At 29.9% G+C, this 10,367-nt stretch carries 9 protein-coding genes and 2 pseudogenes; 8 read left to right on the top strand and 3 right to left on the bottom strand.

Annotated elements, in window-relative coordinates:
- A pseudogene (locus ACNQGH_RS21540) lies at positions 1-184 on the bottom strand (site-specific integrase); the annotation flags it as partial.
- 618 nt (positions 185-802) lie between these two features.
- On the opposite strand from ACNQGH_RS21540, the pseudogene ACNQGH_RS21535 reads away from it, so the two are divergent.
- From ACNQGH_RS21535 to tnpA, 8 genes and pseudogenes are all read left to right on the top strand, one after another.
- Positions 803-937 (top strand): annotated as a pseudogene (locus tag ACNQGH_RS21535) (DDE-type integrase/transposase/recombinase); the annotation flags it as partial.
- Positions 938-1,376: 439 nt separating this feature from the next.
- Positions 1,377-1,511 (top strand): hypothetical protein, encoded by a 135-nt coding sequence (locus ACNQGH_RS21530; RefSeq protein ID WP_417958076.1) that lies wholly within the window; start codon positions 1,377-1,379, stop codon positions 1,509-1,511.
- An 85-nt stretch (positions 1,512-1,596) separates the two neighbouring features.
- Positions 1,597-2,568: a grasp-with-spasm system ATP-grasp peptide maturase gene (gene gwsG / locus ACNQGH_RS21525; protein WP_417958075.1), complete on the top strand. Its 972-nt coding sequence runs from the start codon at positions 1,597-1,599 to the stop codon at positions 2,566-2,568.
- 158 nt (positions 2,569-2,726) lie between these two features.
- On the top strand, positions 2,727-3,728 hold the full coding sequence (gene gwsS, locus ACNQGH_RS21520) for a grasp-with-spasm system SPASM domain peptide maturase (RefSeq protein WP_417958074.1): 1,002 nt from the start codon (positions 2,727-2,729) through the stop codon (positions 3,726-3,728).
- Positions 3,694-5,331, top strand: a complete 1,638-nt coding sequence (locus ACNQGH_RS21515) for a hypothetical protein (protein WP_417958073.1) — start codon at positions 3,694-3,696, stop codon at positions 5,329-5,331. Before gwsS ends, ACNQGH_RS21515 begins: the two co-directional genes overlap by 35 nt.
- Positions 5,331-7,550, top strand: a complete 2,220-nt coding sequence (locus tag ACNQGH_RS21510) for a peptidase domain-containing ABC transporter (protein WP_417958072.1) — start codon at positions 5,331-5,333, stop codon at positions 7,548-7,550. Before ACNQGH_RS21515 ends, ACNQGH_RS21510 begins: the two co-directional genes overlap by 1 nt.
- A 40-nt stretch (positions 7,551-7,590) precedes the next feature.
- A complete protein-coding gene (locus ACNQGH_RS21505; RefSeq protein WP_417958071.1) occupies positions 7,591-8,871 on the top strand; it encodes an HlyD family secretion protein in 1,281 nt (426 codons plus the stop codon).
- A gap of 76 nt (positions 8,872-8,947) precedes the next feature.
- Positions 8,948-9,118: an IS66 family insertion sequence element accessory protein TnpA gene (gene tnpA, locus ACNQGH_RS21500; protein WP_417958070.1), complete on the top strand. Its 171-nt coding sequence runs from the start codon at positions 8,948-8,950 to the stop codon at positions 9,116-9,118.
- On the opposite strand, the gene ACNQGH_RS21495 is transcribed toward tnpA, so the two are convergent.
- A complete protein-coding gene (locus tag ACNQGH_RS21495) occupies positions 9,083-9,415 on the bottom strand; it encodes a DEAD/DEAH box helicase (protein ID WP_417958077.1) in 333 nt (110 codons plus the stop codon). The two genes, tnpA and ACNQGH_RS21495, sit on opposite strands and share 36 nt — an antisense overlap.
- 462 nt (positions 9,416-9,877) lie before the next feature.
- A complete protein-coding gene (locus ACNQGH_RS21490) occupies positions 9,878-10,198 on the bottom strand; it encodes a hypothetical protein (protein ID WP_417958069.1) in 321 nt (106 codons plus the stop codon).
- Positions 10,199-10,367: the final 169 nt, after the last annotated feature.

Below are 10,367 nucleotides of genomic sequence, written 5' to 3'. Positions count from 1 at the left end.
CTTTAAGTTGTACCAATAAAGCATCAGGATGTACTGCTGCCATTTCATTAATTTTTTTTTCAATGTTAAGCTGAAGTGTATCTAAACTGTTTCTTATTGTTTTTTCTTTTTCAAGCTCTAAAAGATTTCTAAGCTTATTGGTAAATTCCCATCTTTCTTTTGTTATTGATTTCCCAGTTGTCATTGTTGTGGATTTCTAATTGTAGGAGATGCGTACAAAAATTGGAGATTCGCCTTTCCAATTAAATTTACCTGATTTGAGATAAAAATAAATACTTAGCATAACTACTTGTTTTTTAGGTTTGTAGTTAAATTTAATTTAAAAGAACAAATAATATACTGATTTTAAGGGAATTCCCGGGGAATTGATTGAAATGTTAAAATTATGATAATTTAATAATTAAATACTTGTAAAAATCAAAAAAATAGGGTCACCTATAGGGGTCACTTTGGTTGGCCCTTTGAATATCATTACCAATTAACCAAAAAAGATAAAAAGCCTGCAAGGGCAATGTTTACGGGCTTTTACAGTTTTATAAATTTTTGTGAATTTTAGATTGCGGAGAAAACAGCTCCGGTATAAAACGACGTAACCCCCAACGTTTGTTGGGGGTTACGAATTAAGCGGAGAAAGAGGTTCCGATGCCTTTATGAAAATCCCAGTAAATACAAGGGTTACGATACATTACTTTTGACAGGGTCACCTATAGGGTCACTTAACTTTCAGGGCCTTAAATCATTGTCTTGTAAAGGTAATAAATTGTATTGATATATTACTTAAAATACTTGAACAACATTGTCGAACAACATTGTCGAACAAGATCATCGTTTTATCAAGTGGAGAATTCTAAATGGATTAGGATTTGCAGCTTTTGAATCAGCTAAAAGAACGTTAAGTGGAATTGAAATTGTACATATGTTAAGAAAGAAACAGATGATTAATCCTGGTATAACTATGTTTAAATCATTCTATTCATTGGTAGCATAGCCCACCGAAAACAATAATAAGTAGATTTGTAATTGACAGCTGCGACAGAACCGAATTATTTACCTGACAACAAGTGCCATTGAAAAACGCATCATTCATATGAAAAACGCTTTTGATGTGACAGATGATACCGGTTTGGTTTAAGAGGCCATTAAACAAGGGTTTATTTAATACTGCTAGCATAAATTTTAACAGAGTTTACTGTTAAACTACCTCATTTGTTAAAGGTTGTTTTCGCTGTATCTATATTTCATTCCTTATTTATATGTTTGGTAAAAATTATCTTAGATTGTTATTTTCTAAAAAAAACTAAGTGCACGTGGTTGATGGAGGAGTATGATCGTGATAATAATTTTTAAAATAAATATTTAATAACTAAATTAAAATTATGAAAAAATTAGAGGATTTCGAATGTGAAAAAGTTGAGATTAATACTATTTATGGAGGTGATGCGCCAGCAGATGTTCAAACATGGACTGCGGTTAGAGGCCAAGTAGGTAATGATTATGATGGTATAGATTAATCATAAGAAAATGATTTAACAATTCTTTTAACTTAAATATTTAGGCATAGATACTATGCCTAAATATTTTTATAAAACATTTTTTATGATTCTCATATTAAGCAAACCAGGCGATAGAGATACCGATTTAGTTATTGAATGGTTAAATTTTTTTAAGACTCCAGTTTTAAGAATAAATGACGAAGAGTTGATGCAAGGAATAACTATCTTTTCATATGATTCTAATTTCACTGAAAATTCGTATTTTGAAAATTCAACACAAAGAGTTTATTTGAAAGATATTTCTGTTGTTTGGTTTAGGAAATTTGGTTATTTAAGAGATTACGAAGCGGTATTAGATTCTGTAAGAGATTTAACTCTTTTTTTAAATGACGAGTTTAAAGATCTACGTGAATTGATATTAAGCCTTTTGAAGGATAAAAAATGGCTATTTAAAAGAAGTTTAAAAAAATCAAAACTAGAAGTTTTAAATTTAGCTAAAAATGTAGGTTTGCAAATACCTAAAACCATAATCACTACTGAAAGAAATAAACTGAAATTTTTTTTGGAAGAAAATAATTATTCTATTATTACCAAGCCTATAGCAGAAGCGTTACATGTTAAATTAGCAAATAGTAGTGTAGGATTAAGTACCATAAAAGTTGAAACAGTAAAAAAACTAAATAAAAATTTTAGTCCTTCACTTTTTCAGGAATATATTGAGAAAGAAATTGAACTTCGGGTTTTTTATATAATGGGTAAATGCTATTCAATGGCAATATTTTCGCAAAGTAACCCTCAAACTAAAGTGGATTTTCGTGCTTACGATTGGGATTTTCCCAATCGATTTATACCGTATCAATTACCTCTAGAAATAGAAACGAAGATAGACTTGTTGATGAAAAAACTAGAATTAAATACAGGTTCAATAGACATTCTTAAATCTTCAAAAAATGGCACATACTATTTTTTAGAAGTAAATCCTTCTGGACAATTTGGAATGACTTCTTTTCCATGTAATTATCCTTTACATAAAACCGTAGCTCAAAATTTGATAATTTTAAAAAATGAAAAATAAATATAAAATAAGCCTTCCAGTTATTGCCGAATGTACAAAAGAAGACTTTGTTTTAACTAAGTTAAAAAATAGCAGAAAATATGTAGAGTCAAAATTTTATCAAACTTCAAAAATAATATGTAATGAATTCTACAAACCACTTTACTTAAGAAACACCAATGATCGATAAAAAATTCAAACTTTTTTCAAACTGCTTTTCGGTAAAAGGTATAAATAGAGCCTTAATACTAGATCTTCAGAGAAAAAACTATTATATATTGCCCAATCAAATAATTGACTTTATAAATGAATATTCGGGAAAGAAAGTATATGATCTATTCCGAGATTTTAAAAATGATAAAACTATTTTAAAGAAGTATATTCGCTATTTTTTAAAAAATGAATTAGTTATTATAGACAATGACCTTAATTTATATCCAGCAATAAGCAATAATTTTGATCGTCCTTATAGAATTGATACTATAACTTTAGATTTAAATTTACCAATTTTAACTTTAAAAGAATTTTTGGAGATCAATGTTGATAATTTAGGTGTAAGCTGTTTAAAATTAATTTCTGACAATTTTAATTTAAAAAAAATAGTAGATACACTTCATTTTGTGGATAAATCTAAAATTAAAACAATTGTAATTTTTATAAAATATAGGGACGGGTTAGAAACTGAATTGATAAACCTTAAAAAAACGTTTTTTAGAATAACTGAAATCATTTTCTATGATGTTGATATAACAAATGATTCTGAAGTAAAGAAATTTATTTATGAAAAAAAATCATTAAGTGAAGTACTATCAATGACGATTTATAATCATGATGATTTTGTATTGAGTTTTGAAAATTTTAATGAATCTCTAAGTTTTAACACTGCTTATAATAGAACTATTTTTATTGACCTCAATGGGGATATAAAACGCCATATAGAGGATCAATCTGTTTTTGGCAATATTGACATTGCTGATTTAAATGAAGTTGTTGATAATGAAGAAGTAAAGAAGTTTTGGGCAATTAGTAAGGATAAAATTTTGATCTGCAAGGATTGTGAATTTCGCTACATCTGTCCGGATGGTAGTATTCCGTTTAAAGAAAAAGAAACGGATATATTCTATTCAACTAAAACAAAATGTAATTATGATCCGTATAAAAACCTTTGGAATAATGCCTAGATATTTTAATTTATTATTCCTGTTCTTATTCATTTCTTGTGTTTCCAATAAAAATAAATTGGCTGAGAACAATTATTTTAATGAAAATTATTTTTACAATGATTCTTTGAAAGTGGGAATTGATTTTGATAAAAATATCCAATTCAGAGAAGTTTCTCTTGATAAAAAAAAGAAATTCAAACAATTATTAAAGAGTAATAAATTATCATCAAAAGATCTTTTTTTAGTAGCTGATTCAAAGGAAAATGGGATTGAAATGTGTTTTTTTTATCAGAATGTACAACCATTGAGTGTTAATTCATATAGTGCTAAAATTGTTGTATCTGACACAGTAAATAATATTTTCTTTTTCGAAAAACAAAAAGGGAAAAGAAAAGTTTCAGGAATGGTGAAAACCAATTCTAGTAAGAACAACAACTCTTCAACATTCGTGACTTATTTATTGAATAAAATCAATATTGATTCATTGAATACAAGAAAAATGTCATTCCCAGCCATATTTATTAATAATTTTCCTAATGTTCATCCCAACCCTTTCTATGCAAGTAAAAAATTAGCAACTGCACCTTTAAAATCTGAAGGAGAAAATGATGCTAAGTTTCAATTTTTATCTACCGTTAATTCTTTTATGTCTAATAATAAAACGTATGATTCATTAATTGTGGGTTACGAAAAACAGCGTAATGAAAAATTTAATTCTTTGATTGTCGATTTATCTAGCAAAGAAGATGTTTATAAAGACAATGCCGTTTTTGATAAATTATCCGTAATAGCAAAAGAGAACAGGGTAATTATGCTTAATGAAGATCATTATTATCCTAAACACAGATTATTTGCTATGGAATTATTAGAAACTTTAAAAGTAAATGGATATAATTATTTGTCTTTAGAAGGATTTAATATAAGTGAAGAAAATGAGTTAACGCCAAATTATCATAATGGACTTTACACAAGTGAACCTTATTTTTCACATTTCATTAGAAAGGCAATAGCATTAGGTTTTACTGTTTTAGGACATGAAAATTTTGATAAGGGGATCGAGAGAGAAATAGGTCAAGCAAAAAATATTTTAAAGATTCTAAAGAAAGATCCGAATGCTAAAATTTTTGTCTATGTGGGGCACAATCACATTGAAAAGGCAAATAGTGAAAAGAAAAGGATGGCAGAGTATTTTAAAGAACTATCTGGAATTAATCCAATAACAATTAATCAAACCGCTATTTGTGCAGATACCAAACAAGAATTGATTTTGGTTCCTCGTGTATATCTTAATGATACAACAAAAATAAAATCTTCTGCCGATTATTTTTTGGTTAACAACCTAAAACCTAGTTTAAAAATAATATACCCGAATGTAATATTCAAAAAAACAATTATTAAGGATGCGAAATTTTCTGACTATAAAAATAAAGAGGTTTTAGTGGAAATAGTTGATTTTAAAGAATTTGATTTAATGACGAACTTGGCTATTCCAATTCAAAGCTTTTTAATGATTCCTATAAGAAAAGAAATTAATTTTGAATTGCCAGTTGGTAAATACCATGTTTTTGTAAAAACAGATGATAATAAAACAATTTATGAGGATGATATAATTGTAAATTAATGACAAAATTTCCATATTATCATCAATCCGACAAAAAAGATTGCGGTCCTACCAGCTTAAAAATAATAGCAAAATATTATGGGAAAACAATAAATATTCAAGAACTGCGAGATTATAGTGAAACAAGTCGCAATGGCAGTAACCTGGTATTAATAAGTGATGCCGCTGAAAAGATAGGTTTTAGAACGCTTGGCGTAAAGCTAAGTTTAATAAAACTTGCAGAAATACCCTTTCCTTGTATTCTGCATTGGAATAAAAATCACTATGTTGTTTTGTATAAAATTAAAAAAGGACAGTATTTTGTTTCTGATCCAGCATTTGGACTAATGGAATACACGGCTGAAGAAATTTTGAAATTTTGGATTGGCAATAATGCCAATGAAAATACCGAAGAAGGAATTGTATTATTATTGCAGCCTACTCCTAAATTTCATCAAAATGAGTTTGAAAAAGAAGAGAATAATAGATTTGGTTTTTCACTTTTAACAAAATATATTTTACCTTATAAATCCTTTGTAACCCAATTAATTATTGGGTTGTTAGCTGGTAGTGTTTTGCAGCTTATTTTTCCCTTTTTGACGCAAAGTATTGTAGATGTAGGTATACAAAATAGAAATATTCATTTTATCTATTTAATTCTCTTTGCACAATTGTTTTTGTTTTTTGGAAAAACAGCTTTGGAATTAATACGAAGTTGGATTTTGTTGCATCTTTCCGCGCGTATAAATATTTCTTTGATATCTGATTTCTTCATTAAATTAATGAATTTACCTATTTCGTTTTTTGATGTGCGAATGACCGGAGATATTATGCAACGCATCAATGACCACCATCGCATCGAACGTGTACTTACCACTTCATCATTGAATGTTTTATTTTCCATGATTAACATGGTTGTCATGGGAGGGGTTTTGGCCTATTATAATATTCAGATTTTTGTCGTTTTCTTTTTTGGAAGTTTCCTTTATTTTCTGTGGGTTGTTCTTTTTCTCAAACGTAGAAAAATTCTCGATTATAAGCGATTTTCAGAAATTAGCCAAGAGCAAAGCAAAGTGATTGAACTTATCAACGGAATGCAGGAAATAAAATTGCATAATGCTGAAAAGCAAAAACGTTGGGGCTGGGAATATATACAGGCACGACTATTCAAAGTATCAATGAAAGGTTTGGTATTAGAACAAACTCAAACAGTAGGATCTAATTTTATTAACGAATTAAAAAATATAATTATTATTTTCCTTTCGGCCAAGTTAGTTATTGATGGTGAGATAACTTTGGGTATGATGTTGGCTATAAGTAGTATTGTTGGAAGCTTGAATGGTCCAATTGTTCAATTAATTACTTTTATTCGCGAAGTACAAGATGCAAAAATATCGCTTGCTCGATTGTCTGAAATACATGAAAAAGAAGATGAAACACAACAAGAAGCACATCAAACACATAATATTCCCAAAGATTGTGATATCATCATTAGAGATTTATCTTTTCGTTATATTGGTTCCGATATTCAAGTTCTTGAAAATTTAAGCCTTATTATTCCAGCACACAAAATAACAGCTATTGTAGGTACAAGCGGTAGTGGTAAAACGACTTTGATGAAATTGTTATTGAAGTTTTATGAACCTAATAGTGGAGAGATGTACCTCGCCCCAGCTCTCCCAAAAGGTGAAGGAGCTGGAATAGATTTGAAAAATTTAGCTCAAAAGACATGGCGCGCCAATATAGGAGCAGTAATGCAGGAAGGTTTTATTTTTAATGATACGATAGCTAATAATATTGCTATTGGAGTTGACACTATTGATAAAAAGAGGTTGGTTTATGCTGCTGATGTAGCCAACATTACCAAATATATTAATGGATTGCCTTTGGGTTATAACACAAAAATAGGTATGGAAGGTGTTGGAATGAGCACTGGGCAAAAACAACGATTGCTTATTGCAAGATCGGTTTATAAAAACCCTGAAATGTTATTTTTTGATGAAGCTACTTCAGCCCTTGATGCCAATAATGAAAAAGTTATTATGGAAAAACTAGATGTTTTCTTCAAGAACAAAACCGTTGTGGTCATTGCACACAGATTAAGTACCGTTATGAATGCTGACCAAATTGTAGTTCTTGAGAAAGGTAAAATCATTGAAATAGGTAATCATCAAGAATTAGTAAAACAAAAAGGGAGTTATTATGAATTGGTGCGAAACCAGTTGCAGTTAGGTAATTAGGATTATAGATTAACGAATTTAGAATTAAAAAAAATGAACAATGCCTAAAAATAAAGAATTAGAACTCCGTAGCGAAGAAGTTCAAGAAATACTTACTCGAATCCCCAATTGGATGATTCGTTGGGGTACGATAGTGGTTTCTGGGGTCATTTTTATGTTACTTTTTGCTACGTGGTTTATCAAATATCCTGATATTGTTTCTGCTCAAATTGTAATAACGACCAACATTCCCCCCGAAAAAGTTATAGCCAAAACCACAGGTAAAATTGAAACTATTTTGGTACAGGACAAAGCTATGGTATTGGAAAATACTCCTCTTGCGATTATTCAAAATACAGCCAATTATCGAGATGTTTTTTTATTGAAAAAACAGTTAGAAACGCATGGTAATGGAGTTAATTTTAATTTTAAACAACTGGAAAATGCTCAGCTAGGTGATATAGAAAGTGCTTACGCAGGATTTCATACCACATATATTGCCAATGAATTAAACGATGATTTACAACCTTACAAGGTAGAAGGAAATGCCCAAAATTCTGAAAGCGTTCAAATATCAGCTCGTTTGGCAATTTTGCAGCAGCAAAAAAGTTTGAATGAAAGCGAACTGATATTGCAAAAAAATGATGTGAATCGATACGAAACCTTGTTCGATAAAGGAGTGATTTCGGCTCAGGATTTTGAGAATAAAAAACTTGGCTATCTTCAAGCGGAAAAAAGTTATAGAAGTTTGTTGAGTACTATTTCACAATTGAAATCGTCTTTGATTGACAATTCTAAAAATACTAAAAGCACTAAAATTAACGGAACCAAGGAAGAAATTAATTTGGAAAGTAACAAAGCTCAAGCTTTTTATCAATTAAAGAAAGTAATAAAAGATTGGGAATTAGCATATGTATTGCAATCTTCGGTTATAGGGAAAGTATCTTTTTTACAAATCTGGACAGCAAATCAAAGGATTACCGCTGGGGATGCTATTTTTGCTGTAATTCCCACTTTGGAAAAGGGGTATGTCGGGAAATTAAAAGCACCTGCACTGAATTCTGGAAAAATACAAATTGGCCAAGAGGTAAATATTCGATTGACTAATTTTCCAGATAGTCAATACGGAATGTTAAATGGCAAAATCAAGAATATTTCATTGACACCCGATAAAGACGGGAATTTAGTGATTGATGTGGTTCTTCCCAAAAAACTGGAAACTTCCTATCATAGAACAATTCCGTTTCAACAAGAAATGTCTGGAAGTGCTGAAATTATTACAGAAGATTTGAGATTGACAGAACGATTGTTATATCAGTTTCGGGATGTTTTTAGGAGGTAATTCGTATCCTCCCCACTAAAAGCATCTTTGATACCTAAATCTGCTACATTAAATTTGCTGATTGAATACTTAAGACATGAATCAACAAGAACAGATGTACACATTAGTTGAGCAATGGCGGGAGTCAGGTTCATCAAAAAGCAAATTTTGCAGAGAGCAGCATATTTCTTTTCACCAATTTAATTACTGGCTAAAAAAAATGGAGTTGCGGTCAATCCATACAAATAAAAGGTTTGCAATTTTGTAATTGTATTTCTGAATGTTCAGCAGGAATATGGTGGCACTCATCTACAATAATAGTCCCAAAGGCATTTAAAAGTTTTTCCACATCAGGTTTTTCAAGTTCCTTTGATAAACTCTGAATCATGGCAACTGTTATTTGCTTTCCTATTTTAGTTTTTCCTTGCCCGATTTTTCCAATATCATTTTTTGGTATTCCTAAAAAGGTTTCAATTCTTTCTATCCATTGTTCCGCAATTTGTTTTCTATGTGTAATGATTAAAGCGGGTTGTCTTTTCTCAGCAATAATTTTTAGTCCTACAATCGTTTTTCCAGAGCCTGGTGGAGCTACGACTACTCCTAAATCTTTCTTGTGGGATAGTGTCCAATCACTATTTGCTGGTGTTCTCGGAGTTGTGCGTTAAATAAAAAAGAAACTTCATTTAGTTTTTTTCTTTCATCATTAAAATCGTGTTCAATTTTATTTCTCTGCAAAAGCGAATTATTTTTCCAACAAAACCTCTTGGAATGATTATAGCATTTTCAGTTATTTAAATTTTGGTTGTCAGGAACCCAATTTTTCATTTCATCGGAAGAAAAATATTTTTTTGATTGGATTTCATTTCCTATTTGTATTTTGAATATCTGTTTTTGCTTCCAAGAAATCAATTAGTTTCTTTCATTTATTTCTTCTGGATGTATTAAAACCGGTCGGTTCCCGAGATACTGATTTTTTAATTTCTTGGTTTTTATGAATTTGAAATAATATTCTGTTTTTTTGGAAAAATTATTCATCCGCTTTAGAAATCGGAAGATCATCTTCCCATATTTCTCTGTATGCTTGGATGTAATCAGCAGTTGCTCTTGGGTTGATGTCCCAATAATAACGACATAATTTTTTAAAAAGTGTTAATACTTTTTCGTTGCCACAATGATCGAGTAGATAGTCTAAAAGTCGCTCAATGGTGTTTTTGTCTTTTGTTTGTGTTTTAATAAGATCGTCCACTTGCGGTTTACAGATACTGTATGCTTGTTCTTGCAACTGTTGTATTTGTGCAATTAATGGTTTCAATTGGTCTATTAAATTGTCCAAATTCTCGTTATCCATGTTCACTTTTTTGGTATTATACTAATTTGCTTTAATAATTCCGAATTTAAAGTTCAATAGGGTTAATAGCTGATTATGGTACTGGTCAAAATTTTCAAAGAATTTTTCTATGGCAGTTTTGAATGTTTTGAAATCTTCATAGTATTTGTTTTTCATTACTTTCTTTTTA

The sequence above is a fragment of the Flavobacterium kochi genome, assembly GCF_048286715.1.
Lineage (GTDB): Bacteria > Bacteroidota > Bacteroidia > Flavobacteriales > Flavobacteriaceae > Flavobacterium.
The sequence above is the reverse complement of the archived record's forward strand: the minus strand, read 5'-3'. Positions and strand labels throughout refer to the sequence as shown.

Bases quoted from the DNA above. Each gene is read 5' to 3' on its own strand.
- ACNQGH_RS21530 (WP_417958076.1), top strand. From the start codon at position 1,377: ATGAAAAAATTAGAGGATTTCGAATGTGAAAAAGTTGAGATTAATACT.
- gwsG (WP_417958075.1), top strand. From the start codon at position 1,597: ATGATTCTCATATTAAGCAAACCAGGCGATAGAGATACCGATTTAGTT.
- gwsS (WP_417958074.1), top strand. From the start codon at position 2,727: ATGATCGATAAAAAATTCAAACTTTTTTCAAACTGCTTTTCGGTAAAA.
- ACNQGH_RS21515 (WP_417958073.1), top strand. From the start codon at position 3,694: ATGATCCGTATAAAAACCTTTGGAATAATGCCTAGATATTTTAATTTA.
- ACNQGH_RS21510 (WP_417958072.1), top strand. From the start codon at position 5,331: ATGACAAAATTTCCATATTATCATCAATCCGACAAAAAAGATTGCGGT.
- ACNQGH_RS21505 (WP_417958071.1), top strand. From the start codon at position 7,591: ATGCCTAAAAATAAAGAATTAGAACTCCGTAGCGAAGAAGTTCAAGAA.
- tnpA (WP_417958070.1), top strand. From the start codon at position 8,948: ATGAATCAACAAGAACAGATGTACACATTAGTTGAGCAATGGCGGGAG.
- ACNQGH_RS21490 (WP_417958069.1), bottom strand. From the start codon at position 10,198: ATGGATAACGAGAATTTGGACAATTTAATAGACCAATTGAAACCATTA.